15 protein-coding genes are annotated in these 16299 nt (G+C 53.6%); 9 read left to right on the top strand and 6 right to left on the bottom strand.

The features are described 5' to 3' along the window. Positions 1–90: 90 nt before the first annotated feature. Positions 91–942: a hypothetical protein gene (locus tag IAE39_RS00080; protein ID WP_201198307.1), complete on the bottom strand. Its 852-nt coding sequence runs from the start codon at positions 940–942 to the stop codon at positions 91–93. A gap of 279 nt (positions 943–1221) precedes the next feature. Then, the gene (locus IAE39_RS00085; RefSeq protein ID WP_201198309.1) at positions 1222–2124 is read right to left on the bottom strand and encodes an FRG domain-containing protein; all 903 of its coding nucleotides are present in this window, start codon (positions 2122–2124) and stop codon (positions 1222–1224) included. 674 nt (positions 2125–2798) lie between these two features. Here IAE39_RS00085 and IAE39_RS00090 point away from each other — a divergent pair. After that, entirely contained in the window at positions 2799–3527 is a 729-nt protein-coding gene (locus tag IAE39_RS00090) for a metallophosphoesterase (RefSeq protein WP_201198311.1), read from the top strand. Positions 3528–3665: 138 nt separating this feature from the next. Here the strand turns inward: IAE39_RS00090 and IAE39_RS00095 are convergent, their stop codons facing one another. Then, on the bottom strand, positions 3666–3920 hold the full coding sequence (locus tag IAE39_RS00095; protein WP_201198313.1) for a type B 50S ribosomal protein L31: 255 nt from the start codon (positions 3918–3920) through the stop codon (positions 3666–3668). Positions 3921–4455: 535 nt separating this feature from the next. Here IAE39_RS00095 and IAE39_RS00100 point away from each other — a divergent pair. The 3 genes from IAE39_RS00100 to IAE39_RS00110 are packed head-to-tail and all read left to right on the top strand — an operon-like array spanning position 4456 to position 6974. Continuing rightward, positions 4456–5196, top strand: coding sequence for a metal ABC transporter ATP-binding protein (locus IAE39_RS00100; protein WP_201198315.1), 741 nt, complete (start codon positions 4456–4458; stop codon positions 5194–5196). Continuing rightward, positions 5193–6065, top strand: a complete 873-nt coding sequence (locus IAE39_RS00105) for a metal ABC transporter permease (protein WP_201162873.1) — start codon at positions 5193–5195, stop codon at positions 6063–6065. Before IAE39_RS00100 ends, IAE39_RS00105 begins: the two co-directional genes overlap by 4 nt. Before the next feature lie 15 nt (positions 6066–6080). Beyond that, a complete protein-coding gene (locus IAE39_RS00110; protein WP_201198317.1) occupies positions 6081–6974 on the top strand; it encodes a metal ABC transporter solute-binding protein, Zn/Mn family in 894 nt (297 codons plus the stop codon). A 905-nt stretch (positions 6975–7879) separates the two neighbouring features. Here IAE39_RS00110 and IAE39_RS00115 read toward each other — a convergent pair. Next, positions 7880–8356, bottom strand: a complete 477-nt coding sequence (locus IAE39_RS00115; protein WP_201162875.1) for an XRE family transcriptional regulator — start codon at positions 8354–8356, stop codon at positions 7880–7882. 248 nt (positions 8357–8604) lie between these two features. On the opposite strand from IAE39_RS00115, the gene IAE39_RS00120 reads away from it, so the two are divergent. Next, complete coding sequence (locus IAE39_RS00120; protein ID WP_201162876.1) at positions 8605–9093, top strand: hypothetical protein; 489 nt, start codon at positions 8605–8607, stop codon at positions 9091–9093. A 180-nt stretch (positions 9094–9273) separates the two neighbouring features. Here the strand turns inward: IAE39_RS00120 and IAE39_RS00125 are convergent, their stop codons facing one another. After that, entirely contained in the window at positions 9274–9756 is a 483-nt protein-coding gene (locus IAE39_RS00125; RefSeq protein ID WP_201198319.1) for a helix-turn-helix domain-containing protein, read from the bottom strand. 299 nt (positions 9757–10055) lie between these two features. Here IAE39_RS00125 and IAE39_RS00130 point away from each other — a divergent pair, with 299 nt between their 5' ends. Further along, on the top strand, positions 10056–10781 hold the full coding sequence (locus tag IAE39_RS00130; RefSeq protein ID WP_201198321.1) for a metallophosphoesterase: 726 nt from the start codon (positions 10056–10058) through the stop codon (positions 10779–10781). A 723-nt stretch (positions 10782–11504) separates the two neighbouring features. Next, positions 11505–11942, top strand: coding sequence for a DUF6957 family protein (locus tag IAE39_RS30025; RefSeq protein ID WP_442968412.1), 438 nt, complete (start codon positions 11505–11507; stop codon positions 11940–11942). Here IAE39_RS30025 and IAE39_RS00135 read toward each other — a convergent pair. Beyond that, positions 11852–13014 (bottom strand): IS3 family transposase gene (locus tag IAE39_RS00135; RefSeq protein WP_201198323.1). Its coding sequence is split into 2 segments (ribosomal slippage): positions 11852–12759 and positions 12759–13014, totalling 1164 coding nucleotides; the frame shifts between segments, so codons are not numbered across the junction. The genes IAE39_RS30025 and IAE39_RS00135 overlap by 91 nt on opposite strands. A 1688-nt stretch (positions 13015–14702) precedes the next feature. Between IAE39_RS00135 and IAE39_RS00140 the strand changes: the two genes are divergently transcribed. Together IAE39_RS00140 and IAE39_RS00145 are read left to right on the top strand one after the other, a co-directional pair. Then, positions 14703–15005, top strand: coding sequence for a hypothetical protein (locus tag IAE39_RS00140; protein WP_201198325.1), 303 nt, complete (start codon positions 14703–14705; stop codon positions 15003–15005). Between the two features lie 253 nt (positions 15006–15258). After that, the gene (locus IAE39_RS00145) at positions 15259–16284 is read left to right on the top strand and encodes a LacI family DNA-binding transcriptional regulator (protein ID WP_201198327.1); all 1026 of its coding nucleotides are present in this window, start codon (positions 15259–15261) and stop codon (positions 16282–16284) included. Positions 16285–16299: the final 15 nt, after the last annotated feature.

Here is a 16299-nt window from a genome sequence, read left to right on the forward strand (position 1 = left end):
TCATTTTCCTAGCTTTTCGAAATGACTCACGGCCAATTGATGTTCGAGATCATTGGCCGCGTTGGCGTAGGTCGGTCTTCATCGGCAAGGCTAATCAAGAAAGATTCGGCTCCACGACTTTCTACGCATGGTGTCAGATTTTGTGGCAAGCGAAAAGACGAAAAATTCGTATAGATGAGGAATAACGGGCAGTTTCAATTGTTTCCTGTTCTCGTACTCCATAGCCTCGTGCGCGATATAGTTTAGAGCGTTGTACAGTGGCTTGATGAACTGCACGATCTTCCACACCAGGCGCGGGGCGGCTTTTTGTACTATATGCATTCTCCAATAGTAGTCGAAAATTGTCATTGGATGGCCATCGAATCCAAACGTCGGAGAGTAGCCTACCAACCCTGCTCGATCCAGTTGGTACATGAGTTTCTCGGCTGATTTGTTGAGTCTTGCATACCCTATTTCACTGTCTGCGATTTCTGTGCAGATGGAATACCAGTCTCCCAGTGGGCCGGGGTCTTCGGTGGTGTTGTTGAGCTCGCGAAGATTGTAGTAGCGTGATTTGTTCGCAAATCTCTCCAGGAAATCGAGAATTTTTTCCTCAATGCTGTCAGGTTCTGGTGCGATTATTTTCTCACGTCCCCACTTTTTCCTCACGGATAGTGCGTGCAGATACGTCGACTCAATGTTGTGTCCGTATTTCTTGCGTAGCTCATCGTCGGTCGGAGGTTTATAGTTGTTTTCTAACATGTGATTCGTGATTATTACAAGTTTTAATAGTCGTTCTATCCCAATTGTTAATTGGAAGAATGCTGAATAGAAATTGCCTGTTTTCGTTTCGTCGAGATTGGCTTTTAATAGCAGGTCGATTCCTGATAATAGGGATGTTCTAGCTAGAAGCCCCTCTTGCTGTAATAGAGTAAAAGTACGACTGAAACGTAGATCTCGCATAGAATCTATCCTGTGCTAGCAGCGATTGCTTTTGCAGTGAATTAGTTTACGACCCGGCAGCGCCAAGGGGTGTGCGATGCGCGGACAGCGCGGAGTTCGTTGGATTGAAGTTTCAATCCTGAACTGAGCGCCAAATCCGCCGCTGTGGGAGGCATGGATCGAGGCGCCCAAGCTGCTCGCGTGCTACGCCTCGAAACCCCGAGCGCCGCATGCTTGAATGAAGCATTGAAGTTGACGGGGTGGGAGGCGAAGGGCGATTCAGTTCGCGGCACACACTATTTAACGATCGGCTCGTTTAGCTGCCTTTTTGCTACGTGAGCTTGCATATCTCAGGTTAGCGGCGTTTGCTATATCCTTGGCAATTGAGTCGAGGCTGGGGTAAATAAAGCTTTCGTTAATACCTATTCTTGCCAGGCTTGCCAAAATATCTTTTGTAGCCGTATAAGGTATAAAGATCTTTGTGATGAGGTCTTGCAAGGCGGTGTAATAATCAAGCGGTGGAATTTGTGCGCCGTGTAGGGTAAATACACCGCTTTGCGCTCGGATACGAGTGGTCATGTGTGGGGCGGTAATGCAGACCGGGAGCGTTGTGGTGTCCTTGAGCATCGGGTTGATATATTTGTCCCAGTCTTCTGCATCCGAGGCGATATCTATCGTTCTGGCGGTCAATACTGTTTTTTTATTAATTTTCGATGGCTCTATGGAGAAGACGGCGAAGCCTTCATGACTCAGGTGGTCTTCTTCAAAACGCTTACACTCAGCGACCCCATTACCCTTGCGTGTTGGAGCGCCTTGTGCCGCAAAGTACAGGGCGACCAGAGCATTGGTAGACCAGTCAAGCAACCTTGTGGGCAAGCCGTGATGCTGAGCGATAAACATCCATTCGAAGTCGTTCGATGGTTGTTGCTCGAGGAAGGGCCTAGCGAGCTGTTTGAATTCCTGCAGCATTCTTTCAGAGTCCGGGCCCGAGAAAATCCCGCCACTACTGATTCTTACTACCGTGTCGTCAATCTCCTCACCGAGGTGGTCGTGAGATTGATGAATGTTCCGTAGGGCACCAGGCACGAGCTGGTGACTAGCATTAGATTGACCCCGGAACCACAACGAATTGGGTTCGTCGGCCTTCAAACCATCAATGATCTCTACGAATTCTACTAGCGTCCGAGCTGTAAATGTCTTCACGATAGCCTCTTGCTAAGGGAGTTAGAAAATCAGATTTTAAGTGAGGCGCGTATGGTGTGCAGCAATATCCCAGTTAGGTGCGCCAGAACCTGTCGGAGCCAATCCGATTGCTCTTCGACCCCTTCAAAGCTGTGTCGAGTATGGCTGCAGAGCATAAATTGTGCACTTCTTGTTTGGAGGACGATGGCCGAATCAGGCAGATGCCTTTCGTTCGCTCTGACCTAATCGGTTTGCTTCATTTTTTCGCTCCGCCTCTTCGGTGTGTCAGCTCATGGTGTGCAGCTTCTATCACGTAGGGGCGGTGGCTCGTGATCGCTCAAAGCCGAACGCTTGGTCACCTTGAGTGATCCGGTTGGGAGTTCTATAGTCTGTGAATCCGGATTTCATTGAGGCATGCTATCTCCATCGTCCCCGGATGGAGATTGACACAGGAAAACCGGTTGATCGCGGGATGGAGCGCTCCATCAGGTGGTTAACGACTGCCGCGGTCTTATGAGCCGGGGCGAGAGATTGGTGACGTAAGGCTATGAGCCAGCCCGCGGCACTGGCAGCTTCGCTGCATGACTCGTCGCGAGGGGCGGGTTGAAGGCTACCTACTTGTCCTTTCGCGCAAGAGCGATAACGACGAGAGTGGCTGACGGTGCTTAGCCTTCTGGCTGTCGCGTGAGGGATACATGAAAGTTTTAATCTATTCTGATTTGCACCTCGAGTTTCAAGACTTCACGCCCCCCCAGATTGATCCGGATCTGGTGGTGCTGGCAGGAGACATTTCGGTGCGAGGTCAGGGGGTGTTGTGGGCAAATCAAACCTTCACTTGCCCCGTTATTTACGTCTGTGGGAACCACGAGCATTACAAGGGCAACATTGATCGAACGCTCAGCAAAATGCGTGACATGGCTGCGGCGCACGTACATGTCGTGGACAATCAAGTGCTCATTATTGGCAGCACGAGGTTTTTGGTAGGGACGGGGTGGACAGACTACACGGCCACGGGCGATTACAACGCTGCGATGAGGATTGGTGCCGAGTGGATGTCGGATTTCAAGAGAATCAGGATCGGAGAGGGCTACAGGAAGCTTCGCCCCGTCGATCTTATCGCTCGGAACATCGTCGCGCGTGAGTTTTTTGCGGGAGAGCTCTCTAAGCAATTTGAAGGGAGGACAGTCGCTATCACCCATCACTGCCCGATCCAGGAAGTAGCAGGTGAGGGCCATGATGGCCATCTAGGTGCGGCTTATTTCAACCAGTGGCATGACCTAGTCAAGCAAGCTGACATCTGGATATTTGGCCACACGCATCACTCTGTGAATACGGTTGTCTCGGGGTGTCGGCTGATTTCAAACGCACGTGGATATCCAGGTGAGCGCACAGGATTTTCAGCTGATTTCACTATCGACCTCTGAGCTGGGCAGTGAACTATACGTGGAGCGATGTAGGATCAGTCGTCAACAGCCCGACATGGTCAAGCGGGGAGAGCTTGCACATCGGGCTGCGGAACAAATACCAGATGGGGCGGGCGCAGAGCTGCTAGACGATGCGCATTACTTACTGGTGAAGGCTGCGAACCGCTTATTGAAGCCGGCCACACGGCCTTCGGTCTTCGCTTTGCGTTCTTGGCCGGTGTAGACCGGGTGCGAGGCGCTGGAAACGTCGAGGGTCACATAGGGATAGGTTTTCCCATCGCTGTGCTCGTAGGTTTTCTCTGTGTCGATGGTGGAACCAATCAGCCAGAACGCATTGGCAGATACGTCGTGAAAAAGGACGGGGCGGTAGTCGGGATGAATGCCGGGTTTCATGATGGATCCTGCGTAATGATATAAGATAACATTTCAGATAGTGACTCTCATTTCGCAGCTTGTCTAGATCTGAGCCAGGCGGTGATTAAGATCACTGAGGACTTTTCACCCACAGAGTGTCGCTGACAGGGCCCTCAGTACCCTTCCTCCCTAGCCGCGCAGCGTCGCTACTGGCGGTAAGCAGCCTGCAGGCTGGCTGGAGGTTCTGAAACCTCATCTTTCTGAGGTGAGTGGTCGCGTGGGCACCATATATCGTTTTGCTAATCCCTGGCGGTTTCCCTGGCAACCTATTGTTCCGTATCGGTTTTCTCTTCCGTTCTGGGCGTGATGTTTCATCTAAGAAAAAATCCAGGATGCACTGAGAATCGGTAAGTGGTACGTTATAACGTATCAATAAAATCCGAGGATGCCTTCTGACTATGCAAAAAACCTCGTTTAACTCGCTGCTAGCCATGCCGGCGTGGCACCGGCTGGTAGGGGTGGCTGCAGCCTTGGTTCCACTGTGGCTTGCGATAAGCTGGGCGGTGGCTTTGCCATGAATAGTGCAGCGATTCGCGTCGATAAGCTCTCGGTTTCGTACGGAGCTGCACCTGCTATTCGCGAGGTCACTGGGGTGTTTGAGCCCGGTAGCCTGACTGCGATTGCGGGCCCGAATGGAGCTGGTAAGTCAACGCTATTGAAGGCACTGATGGGCGAGATTGCTACCACAGGCTCCGTTGATCTCGGTGTTGTGCAGGCGCCTGACATTGGCTATCTACCCCAGGCATCTGCAATCGATCGAAGCTTCCCAATCACGGTCGCAGATGCGGTCTGTTTGGGTGCCTGGAAACACATCGGCGTGTTCGGCGGGCTCTCAATGAAGGGCACCGCTGCCATGCGTCAGGCACTCCAGGACGTCGGACTGGCTGGTATGGAAAGCCGGCCAATCAGTGATCTATCAGTAGGGCAGTTTCAGCGCGTTTTGTTTGCTCGATTACTGGTTCAGGATGCGCGCGTTATCGTGCTTGATGAGCCGTTCACTGCGGTCGATTCGCGCACCATTCATGACCTGACGCAGCTAATTCTAAGATGGAAGCAGGATGGCAGAACCGTCATAGCGGTGTTGCATGACTTTGATCAGATCAGATCGACCTTCCCACAAACGCTACTGCTATCCCACAGGGTTGTCGCGTGGGGGAGCACTGAGGATGTGCTTACAGAAAACAACTTGAGCAAGGCTCGAGCCCTGGCCGAAGGCTGGGATGTTTCCACTGATCAAGAGCGGCGGGTGGCATGACGGTTATCTCTTTGCTCATATCGCCATTCACTGAATACGGCTTTATGCGACGCGCGTTAGTAGCAACCCTCGCTATCGGTTTGAGCTCGGGCCCTGTGGGCGTCTTGTTAATGCTCAGGCGTATGAGTCTCGTAGGGGATGCCATGAGCCACGCCGTGCTACCTGGCGCTGCAATTGGCTTCATGATTGCTGGCGGACTTTCGCTACCGGCAATGGGGCTGGGCGGCTTGATAGCAGGGTTGAGCGTCGCTCTGCTCTCGGGACTGGTAAGCCGGATTACCTCTCTTCGAGAGGATGCAAGCTTTGCCAGTTTCTACCTCACATCCTTGGCCCTGGGCGTCATGATTGTGTCCTTGCGTGGGTCGAATATTGATCTGCTACATGTCTTGTTTGGCACTATTTTGGCCATTGATAGTCAGGCGCTGTTTCTAGTGGGAGGGATTACATCATTTACCTTGCTTGTGCTCGCTCTCGTATACAGACCACTGATTGTAGAGTGCATTGATCCTGGATTTTTGCGAGCTGTTGGAGGGCGAGGTGCCCTGTATCACTTCATCTTCCTGCTTCTCGTAGTACTCAATTTGGTTGCTGGCTTTCAGACCCTGGGTACATTGATGGCGGTTGGGATGATGATGCTTCCGGCTGCCACAGCTCAACTGTTGTCTAAACGCTTGCCGTCAATGTTGATGATCGCGGCGGCGAGCGCGGCCATTTCCGGGTACGTGGGGTTACTGGTTTCTTACTATTTGAGCGTTGCATCAGGGCCTACCATCATTTTAGTGAATAGCCTGATCTACGTGCTGGCACTCCTATTCGGCCCTCATGGTTTCATGTGGCGAATTGTCCGCCCTATTTCGCGTACCCGGTAATAATAAGGAGACAAAATGCGATTTTCCCGGTCTTTGTTGGCGTTGATCAGCTCTATTGGGCTGCTGGCTGTCACGTTACCAGCCACCGCCAAAACACTGAACGTTGTTGCCAGTTTCACCGTATTGGCCGATGTCGTGAAGAATGTGGGGGGCGATGGTGTGAATGTCACAAGCCTGGTGCCGCCCAATGGGGATCCTCATGATTTCGAGCCATCCCCGAGGGATGCCAGGGCTCTCAAAGAGGCTGATGTCACTTTCCTCAGTGGCTTAGGTTTGGAGAGCTGGTTCGAGAGACTGGCTCGCGCATCAGGTAGCCAGAAGAGCCCGGTAGTAGTTTCGGATGGGATTGAAACTCACACATTTGTTGAGGATGAGAAAACGATCACTGATCCACATGTCTGGAACAGTGCTTCGAACGTAAAGGTGTGGGTAGCTCGCATTGAGTCCGAGCTGAGTAAAGCTGACCCGTCGCAGGCAGAGGTGTTTCATGCCAATGCGCAGCGCTACGTGGGGAAGCTCAATGCTCTGAATCAGCGTATCAGCATGCACCTTGCTGAGATTCCTTTGGATCAGCGTAAGGTACTCACCAGTCATGATGCCTTCGGATACTATGCCAAAGAGTATGGTGTGACGTTCTTGTCCCCACTCGGCTTGTCGACAGAAACTGAAGCTTCTGCAGCAGACGTAGCACAGCTCATCGATCAGATCAAAAGTGAAGATATCAAGGTTTACTTCATCGAAAATTCGAATGACTCCCGGCTAGTTAAGCAGATTGCCAGCGCAACGGGCGCTGTTGCCGGCGGAGAGCTCTACCCTGAGTCGCTTTCTGATGAGAAAGGGCCGGTACCTACTTATCTGAAAATGATGGAGTACAACACGCAGCAAATGGTGAAAGCTTTCAAAAAGTGAGTAGCAGCTGATTAGCTTCCACCTAGGTGAGCGGTACGCGAAGCGTCGCTTAGCTTAGGGGCTCCTAGGCATGAAGGGGGATAGCCCCCGACTGTCTAGTGGGGAGGCGTGTCGTTTTCCTTCACTTGCTGCAGAGGTTGAAGTCACTCAAACGGGCAATGGATTTGCCTCTGCGCTTGGTAAAGCCGGTCTGGATCATCCGCAAATACGGGTGGCCTGGAGGGGAAGGTAGCGTGCCCATGGCAATGTATGAATGAATCTGGATCTGCTTTGATTACTTGTAGCTCTGCGCCAATGAGCGGAAATCAAGAGCCCTCGGATGATGACTCATGAATTATGTAAAATATTGTTACATTCTTTAGGGCCTAAAATATAGCATCGCATGCCTCTTGAAAGATCGTCTCGGTAGAAATAAGATCGACTTGCAGCATCCAATTTTGACTTTATTACTGAGGTGAATCTTATGGCGCTAAAACCAGGCCCAAAGCCTATTGCCAAATCAACCGGTGAAGTGGACAAGCGTCGCCGTGACAATAAAGATACGCCAGGTAACAATCCTGACTTGAAGCCTAGCAAGTCTTCAAAGAAATAGGTTTTCGCTGGCAGAAGCTACTGCAATGGTAGCTTTTGTCGAAGCATTCAGCTTTATAAACTCTGCATTCGACCGAGTTACCTTTTCGCAAAAAATCTAAGTGAGTGCATTTTTCGGCTGCTGTCTGTCCCCACCGGAAGTTTGGGTCGAAAGCTTTCAGGTGTTGCCGTCCGCTTTCGCACTCGAAGCTCATCAACGCTGCACATAGCCTTGTTTGGCACCGCGTGAACCAATCGCTTGAAGACGCTCTTTCTACTGTACGAGCTAGGCCGAGGACGCGTTACCGCCATTTGTCCCTTAGAAATGCGGGACATCAATCTTCGAGTGAATGCCACAGCCGGCCAACAGTTGATTTGGGCATGCCGAGTCTCAAGCTCACGGATTTCTGTGTCTCACCTGCAGCTTTTGCCTGGCGAATAGCCTCTAGCTTGTCAGGGTCAATTTGACGACCTGGTTTCACCCGAGTGACTCTCCCCTGATCAAAGTGCTTTGTGAGACCCTCCCTTGGGCACAGAGCGTCAAGCTTCTTGAACTCAGTGCGCAGGTGGTCAAGCATTTGATCATCAGTCAGCCCATTAGTGAGCGCAGACGCAAGCACCAGTAGCGCGGCAGGATCGATTTCGAGCCTTAGCGCTACGGCCTCTAGCTTGTCGAGGGTAATGCTGGAACGCGCGTTCTCAATATTGTGCAAATGGCGCGCCTCTACGCTGCCGGACATCTGCTCTTGTGTGAACGCTTTAGCGTGTCTGATCCCGCGAACCAGGGCTGCCAGCGCCGGCATCAACGCCATTGTTCTTACCTCGCAAATGCGAGGATGAAGCCACGTTGATCGGTCTCACGCTATGCAATATAGTGCCTCTATCGGGATGTCGATTTGATATCGCGACACAGCCAGAGCAGACCTGAATGCCCATCGCCCGCTGGAGAGTGAGGGTGGGTTTGCTGAAACCACTGGACGTTTTACGAAGGTGAATCGCAGTCCGCACGGACAGGTCAGCTCGAAGCCGATGGCTTTCGAGCACGAAAGGAGAGGTAATTATGTCGGACGCGAGTGTCATGAAAGGCGTGCTTGAGGTCGTCGGCCCTCACAACAATCTACCCGAGGGTAGTGAGTTCACATACCTGCGCTTCAAAGAGCCGGGTGGCGCCGTGCGCATGATGAAAAAAGTAGGGGTAGGGCATTACATCGCGTCCTACCTCAAGCCGGGGCTTGCCGGTGAATTTCACTTTGTGAAGCTTGGCCGACTGGGGTTCATTCTGTACGCCATCAAAACCGAGGCTGGGGAGAAGCTGTACGAGGCCGATGGGTTCAACAGTTGGATCAGGAAGATGCGGATCAGCGGCGGCGTGCTCGCTCTCCTGTTCGTTCCACTTAGCCTGGTGGGTCTGTTGTTCGGGGGGTACTTCGGGATCGTTGTGCCAATCGTGTTCGTGTACGTGATGTGGAAACTGATTGTCGGGTTTCCCAAGGTTCTTAAAGACAGCTATCTACGAGGGCAGCTCGCTGCAAGCGGCTTCATTGTGTAACCCAAGAGTGCTCAACTATTCCGTGAAGGTCAGGATCATCACACGATTTTCACATCAGCTGGGGTAAGGTCACAGAGCTCCTAGCAGATTTCATCCGGCCCGCTCTCCCCATCGCGGGCCTTTTTTTGCCTTGAGAAACGGGCCGCTGATGAAACCTGCCGGCAAGATCCAGGCAAGCAATCAATCCGCATCAGGCGTTCGCCGCCAGAGGTCATGAACCGTTGAGGTGCTCATGCCCAATCTTTTCGCTGTTTGCGTTTGTGTCAGGCCTTCGGCTTTGCACGCCAGAACGTTCTTGAGTTTGGTTTCATCAAACCGCTTGCCGGCAGGCCGCTTTATCAACTCGCCAGCCACAATCTGAGCCTGCAAAAGGTCAGTAATGCCATGCCGGTGGAGCTCGAGGATTTCCTGCTGGGCTCGCTCAAGCATCGCCGACGGTGGCTCGTTGGCTTCTACGCCTTGCGTGAGTGCCATGAGGGCTGTCGGGCTGACGCCCAGCGCGGCGCTGAGAGCATGAAGCTTATCCAGGGTAGGGGTGGCTGCGCCTTTTTCCAGCGTGCTGAGATAGTCAGCACTCACGGCATCCGCCAATTCTTCCTGCTTCAACCCTTTGGCCGCTCGAAGCGCTCGTAAAACGGCTGCCAGTGCCAGCTTAAGACTCATGCGTTATCAGCGCCCAAAGCCAAGCATGTAGCCATGTTGAGTATTCCGGTTCTACATTGTATAGTCTTGCCATTCGGAATATGGGCTGCGTGGTGACTCTTTGCGAGCCGGGTCATTAGTCGGATGCTCAAGCGCTATCAGCGCCCGCCTGGGATGCAGATCAATTTAGATGTAAATCGAGCGCGTGTGGGGATTTGCTCGATCGGGCGGCTACAGGAGAGTGGAGTTGAGGCTGCCGCTTCAAAAGTGAGGTCTTCAATTGTGCTCAAAATCGTTGAGCCAGCGCACAGGAACGGACGATGAAGCTACGTGTTTTCTCTGACTTACACCTTGAGTTCGCGCCTTTCACCCCGCCGCCATGCGACGCTGATATCGTCCTCTTAGCTGGCGATATTGCCAAGGCGCGGGGTGTCCAGTGGGCCGATGAGTCTTTCGACTGCCCAGTGCTCTACGTTGCGGGCAACCACGAGTTCTACGGCGGCCACGTGGAAAATACGCTCAAAAAAATGAAGGCGATCCAGACCCAATATGTCCATGTGCTTGAGAACGAAAGTTTCGTGTTGAACGACACGCGGTTCTTGGGAACAACAGCTTGGACTGACTTTTCAAGCACGGGTGACGTGACCGCGGCTAAGCGCATGGCGCTTGAGTGGATGAATGACTTCAGCGTGATCCGCACGGGCGAAAGCTATCGTCGCCTGACCCCGGGCGATCTTGTACTGCGCAACCTCGTTGCGCGCGAGTGGCTTGAGCAGGAGGTGAAAAAGCCGTTTCCAGGTAAAACAGTGGTCATTACTCATCACTGTCCTGTCAGCAAGGTCGCTGGTGACAAGCTTGATAGCCATCTGACGGCGGCATACACCAACGAATGGGGTGATCTAGTAGACATGGCAGACCTTTGGGTCTTCGGTCATACGCATCGCCGGATCGATACTGTTGTGGGCACGTGCCGAGTCGTCTCGAATCCAAGGGGTTACCCCGGCGAAGCGTGCGGATTCGATCCGTCTTTGGTGATCGAGATCTGATGGCCGACGAGGGTGGATGTGCGTGTGCTCCGGGGTACGCGTGTTACATGATTAAGACCTTCGGTTCCTCACTGGATGCCTGTGAGTTCTACCGACTTCCCAAGGTTGTCCAGAGAGCGATAGAGGCGATTCCGTCAGAGGACATTGTCGGTTTTCTTGCCTGTGCGTTAGAACAGCCTCCGCGAATGACCGGTCTCATCTTCTGCGATCACAGGCATACCTTTCCAGAAGGCCTTCCCATGCGTACCCCCCCAATCGTAAACCGCTTCCACCGGAGGGGTTATCTGGTAGTAGAGGCCGAAACCGGTGGACTGTTTGTCGTAGCGCACTGGTACCACGAGAACGGAGAGCTTGGCCCGTTTTACTCATTGCAATAGCGGTTGAACGCTCGGAGGTTGCACATGTGGATGCCTTGGCGACGGTCGCCTTTGAGCGAATCGGAGCAGATGATCACAGAATCAATCAAGGCGCTTAAAACCCTGGAGGTTCACGAGGGGAGGGTGTCGATCAATCCGTCAGAGGTGCTTGGCCAGCCGGGTTATCTTGAAGCTAGAAGGCACGCCGCGGTGTTCGTAACGCGTCCTCAGAATCATCAGCGGTTCGATACCTGGGGGGATGTAGACACAGTCGGCATGGAGGCGTACATGGATTACATTCGGAATGGCCTTCTTCAGATGCGAGCTGAGGGGATACCTCCAAGGCAAGCACTGCTGCGCGTCGCGGATGCATTCGGATCGTGGGTCTATTCCTGTGAACGATCAATCAAACCGTGACATTTTCAAGCCAGCGCTAAGCTGCGCCGTAACGTCATTTCAGTGGGGCAAGCAAGTGGACGAACATCTCATCTCCGATATTTTGTATGGGCCAGCGCAAAGCCTGAGTGGGTCAGGCCTCAATGATGAGGGTCTCGCGCGCGTTGCTGGAGAGGACTATGCCGGGCAGGAGGTATGCGTCGTCAGGCATTGGCTCTTGCTTGATGTCCTGTTGCCCGAAGGTGAGCAGTCGCAGTTAGAGCGTGAGGGATTGCAAGCAACTGTTCTGTATGCCAACAGTATCGTGTATTGTAGTGGTCAACTCATTCCGGACACAGTTTTGAGTTTTTCTTCCGCTTTTGCCGGAGCCAGCCCATCGTTGAACTGGTGGGGCCGTATCCAGTTGTAATGGCTCATCAGGTACTGGCTGATGTCTCGTTGAGCTTGCTGCCCAGTCAGGTATCCCGTGGTCGGTATCCACTCTGATTTCAAGCTACGAAATACTCGCTCCATCGGCGCGTTATCCCAGCAGTTGCCTCGGCGGCTCATGCTCTGGCGCATGCGGTAGCGCCACAGTCTCTGGCGGAACTGACGGCTGCCATATTGCGACCCCTGGTCGGAGTGGAACAGCAGCCCTTGAGGTTTGCCGCGTTGTTCGTAAGCCACGTCCAGCGCTTTGACCACGAGGTCTGCGTCCGGCTTGTCTGATAGGGCCCAGCCCACTACTCGGCGTGCGTAGAGATCCAAGACAACTGCCAGATAGTGCCATTTGCCCTGCGCCCAAACGTAAGTGATGTCGCCACACCAGACCTGATTTGGCGCTTCGACATCAAACGCACGGTTCAAAATATTCGGAATATCTGGCCGCTCTACCGTCGCCTTTTTGTAGGCGTGTGATCCCGGCTGCTTGCTGACCAGCGCCAGTTCACGCATCAGGCTGCGCACCTTAAACCGCCCGATTTGCTCACCTTCTTCTTGCATCATTGCCTTGATGCTACGGCTGCCGGGCGCACTTCGTCCTCGCGTGAACAGCTCATTCACTCGACTGCGCAATCGCAGTCGCTCAGCGTCCGGAGTTCGTCTTCTATGACGGTGTGCGTAGTAACTTGAGCGAGTGACTTCGAATACCTCGCACAACCAATCAACGGGCTCATGGGCGCTGAACTGGCGGATCAGCGAGTACGCTCGAGATCTTCCGACATCAAGAGCGCGGTAGCCTTTTTTAGTATTGATTTCTCACGTTCAAGGCGCGTGATTCGGGCTTCGAGCTCTTGGATTTTTTGCTGCTCTGGCGTCAACGCCTTGCTGGCGGGCGTGATGCCGCCGCGTTCCTGCTGAAGCTGGTTAACCCATCGGCGCAGGGCCGACTCGACCAAGCCGAGCGAGCGGGCTGCTTCGGCATGACTGTAGCCTTGGTCGAGCACCAAGCAGGCAGCTTCACGCTTGAATTCGGGGGTAAAGGTACGACGTTGGTTGGTCATCAGACACCTCTCTGTGGCGAGCATTCTCGCCTAAATGGGTGTCCGGTTTCATTAGACCACTACATATGACAGTCGCACACACATGCGGGGTGGAAAGGACATCATCTCGGGTTACGAGTCAGAGTCCTACGGTTGGCTCTTTCGAGCTGATGACACCACTTTCATCTTGGCCGGCCCTGGAGGTCGGAAATGCGTCAGCCTGCCAGCCATCACTGCTCTGCGTGACCATGTAGGCCGAGGCAGTTACTGAATGTGGCCTCACCACGCTGGAGGCAACAGCCACTGAAGGATCCTGATGGGTTTCATTGACGCATAGGCTAGCGACGATGAGCGATCCTGGTTCTCCTATGGCGATAGCTCCTGAAATCGCTCGCAACGAGCTCGCTTAAGCCGAGTGCCAACTCCTTACCGACTCATTCTCCTGGCTGACCTAGCGGTATCCATGAGCGACCGCCAACACGCGACCATTGCACTTCTCGACAAGCATGTAGAGGTGATGAGTTGCAGGTATATTGATGGCCTAATGCCCTTTCGGGCTGCCAGTCAGTGTACGTGTGATGAGGGGCGGCATCCGGATGCAAGCGGTTGATCAGGAGGTTTGGCGTATTGCTAATGAGATGGAGTGCCTGGCGCCGGTACTCAGTACCTGGCTAGACAGCTATGTCCGCAAGTCGGGTATGGATGACTTGGTGAGAATGACGCCGGACTGTGTCGGAGAGCGGGCCTATGCGGCGCTGCGTGAGGCGCTGCTGGAGAAGTCGAGGAGGCACGTTTGGTACCACGACCATGGATGGCACATGGAACTGCGTAGGAGGTTGTTGGGCTTCCTCCAGCGAAGACTACAGCGTCAGATCCTGGCAAGCGGTCGGGGGTCAGAAGCGCTCGCTGAAGATCTGTTAGCTCATGATATAGGTGCCTGAGGCTTGGCGGATCTGTCTGTGGGCCGCCTGAGTATCCTGCAGCGCTCCATCGACAAGTACTTCCTCATGGGAATGATGCTTGAGATCCGGATCAGCCCACGCCCCAAACACATCGCGCGATGTCACATCCTTGCCTCCTGACAAATTCCCTTTCAAGACGCGTAGACCGCTTCATCTAGCTCGCCGCCTTGGGGTAGTTTCTGAGAATGTCAGAGTAGGCGCGCCTCTGTGTTGAAAGTCCTAGCGCTCCCGAGCTAGTGGAGGGAGTGCTAAGGCTCAACCTCCTCCACTCGACCACCGCACGCCGCGAATTTCTCGCGATAACCTGAGCGGCAATAATTATCTACCTTGGTGAGGCTTGGTGTAGGCGGGCAAGCATTTGGTGCATTGGAGGTATTGAAGTGCTCGCACTGCTGAGTGGAGCGTGCCTGTGTTTCATGAAGCGAGTCGAAATTGTCTTGCAGTTTTTTGACATCGGCTTCGCACGCACTGACCTTTGCGTCTAGCTTCTTCAAGCAATCCAGGCCTTCGGGAGTGTCTGGGTTGATGTAGCGGTACTGCGTGCAGGCAGCGAGTAGCAACGACAACGACAATGACAGGGTGGCTAATCTAAGCAAATGCTGGCTCCATCAACGTTTACTGTGACCCATGTGACTTCGCTGGATGAGGTCGGTTCAGCAGCGGCACAGATCCTATGTGCTCTATACGGGCGGCCACCGTACTCTGGCAAACTGTCGATCTATCAATCGCGGTCTTTGGAGGAAATTCATGCTGACAGCTTCGGAGCTGCTGATACTGGCGCAGGAGGCACCTCAGAATCTGAGGCGCTGGTCGAGCTTCGTGGCGCAGATTGAATTCGTCTGGCAAAAACCCACTCTGGTAAAAAATGGTGGAAGGTGGCAGGCCCTCTGGTTTGAGATGGAGATCGTCAATGGCCTTGCATTGGCCGAGTGGGAGGAGGAAGGATACCCTAAGCATTGGTCGCACCGTTGGCGTGAAGGGTATGAACAGGATGCGCGAGAGTTGGTTTCGGAACTGCTGCTTCTTATCTGCCCTGAGCCTTCGGCGTAATCCGGTGCAATCAACGGATGTTGAAATCCATCGGCGCGGCAGCCAGCCTGATCGCATCAATGCGGTTCATTGAGCGACAGCTCGAACAAATTCCGAGCAGTAACCAAGATCATAGGTCGGCCATTTCACCGTGACCTGCGTTACGTTTCCGTGAATGAGCACATCCAAAGAGTCGCCGGCACCTGGCTGCGACTTGGTGTCGGAAAGGGCGCTCATACACGGCTTTTAGAAAGCCATCACCAGAGAGTCGCTAGTGCGTAAGAAGGTAACCATCGTTGAAATAGCAGCCGCTGCAGGCGTAAGCGTGAGCACGGCTGGTCGCGTGTTGAATGGCGCGTCCGGCGTGTCGCTGCAGAGACGGCGAAAGGTGCTTGAGGCCGTTCGTGAGCTGGGGGCAAGCCGGCTTCCTGTGCTGCCGGAAGGGCATAGTCTCAAGGTCTTGGTGATCCGCATGGGGCTGGACGATGATCCGTACTTCAAGCGTATGGACATGGCGTTGGATCAAGCTGCAGAGTCGCTTCCCAGCCAGATTGAGCTGGTGCGCCTGACAAACCTCTCGCCATTTGAGCTAAGCGAGCGGCTTAGAAATTTAGATTTTCGTCCGCACGGCGCAATCGTCCTTGCCTTCGACACCCTGGAAGTACGCTACGCCCTTGAACGACTGGGTCGTCAAAAAATTCCTATCGTTACCTTAACCACGGACATCAGGCTCAAGACACCGAGAAGCTTCGTCGGCATTGATAACGAGGCGGCGGGGCGGACGGCTGCTTTGATGATCAGCCGCTTTGTGCACAATCGTGGGAGGGTTCTCATGATTACAGGCTCGCAGGATTATGAGGTTCACCGGCAAAGAACCAAGGGGTTTGAGGACGCCCTGGCGGAGTATGCACCTCACTTGCAGCTTGTGGGGCCGATCGATGTTGCAGACATGAATGATCGAGCTCTTACGGCCACGCGCCAGGCGTTTTCTCGCCAGGTAGCTACCGTGGCTATTTACAACAGCGGCGGTGCGAATGAGGGCATCCGACAGGCCTTGGAGGCGATCGATAGGGTGAGCAATCCTATCTGGATTACGCATGAAGCGAGCCCGCGGCATGTGAAGCTGCTTCGCAGCGGACAAGTTGCGCTGTTGATCGATCAGGATCCTTCTGCCCAAGCGCTAACTGGTCTCCAGCTGATACTGCATGCACACGGTGAGATTGCCGCGGCCCCTCGAGCTCGAATGCCGTTTCGACTTGTTAGCGCAGAAAACTGGAGCGATCTTCCCTTGGTCGACTAAGAAACTAGGTTTTTC

This window comes from Pseudomonas sp. S37 (assembly GCF_016658545.1).
In the GTDB taxonomy this organism is placed as follows: Bacteria; Pseudomonadota; Gammaproteobacteria; order Pseudomonadales; family Pseudomonadaceae; genus Aquipseudomonas.

Bases quoted from the DNA above. Each gene is read 5' to 3' on its own strand.
- IAE39_RS00080 (WP_201198307.1), bottom strand. From the start codon at position 942: ATGCGAGATCTACGTTTCAGTCGTACTTTTACTCTATTACAGCAAGAG.
- IAE39_RS00090 (WP_201198311.1), top strand. From the start codon at position 2,799: ATGAAAGTTTTAATCTATTCTGATTTGCACCTCGAGTTTCAAGACTTC.
- IAE39_RS00095 (WP_201198313.1), bottom strand. From the start codon at position 3,920: ATGAAACCCGGCATTCATCCCGACTACCGCCCCGTCCTTTTTCACGAC.
- IAE39_RS00100 (WP_201198315.1), top strand. From the start codon at position 4,456: ATGAATAGTGCAGCGATTCGCGTCGATAAGCTCTCGGTTTCGTACGGA.
- IAE39_RS00105 (WP_201162873.1), top strand. From the start codon at position 5,193: ATGACGGTTATCTCTTTGCTCATATCGCCATTCACTGAATACGGCTTT.
- IAE39_RS00110 (WP_201198317.1), top strand. From the start codon at position 6,081: ATGCGATTTTCCCGGTCTTTGTTGGCGTTGATCAGCTCTATTGGGCTG.
- IAE39_RS00115 (WP_201162875.1), bottom strand. From the start codon at position 8,356: ATGGCGTTGATGCCGGCGCTGGCAGCCCTGGTTCGCGGGATCAGACAC.
- IAE39_RS00120 (WP_201162876.1), top strand. From the start codon at position 8,605: ATGTCGGACGCGAGTGTCATGAAAGGCGTGCTTGAGGTCGTCGGCCCT.
- IAE39_RS00125 (WP_201198319.1), bottom strand. From the start codon at position 9,756: ATGAGTCTTAAGCTGGCACTGGCAGCCGTTTTACGAGCGCTTCGAGCG.
- IAE39_RS00130 (WP_201198321.1), top strand. From the start codon at position 10,056: ATGAAGCTACGTGTTTTCTCTGACTTACACCTTGAGTTCGCGCCTTTC.
- IAE39_RS30025 (WP_442968412.1), top strand. From the start codon at position 11,505: ATGCATTCGGATCGTGGGTCTATTCCTGTGAACGATCAATCAAACCGT.
- IAE39_RS00140 (WP_201198325.1), top strand. From the start codon at position 14,703: ATGCTGACAGCTTCGGAGCTGCTGATACTGGCGCAGGAGGCACCTCAG.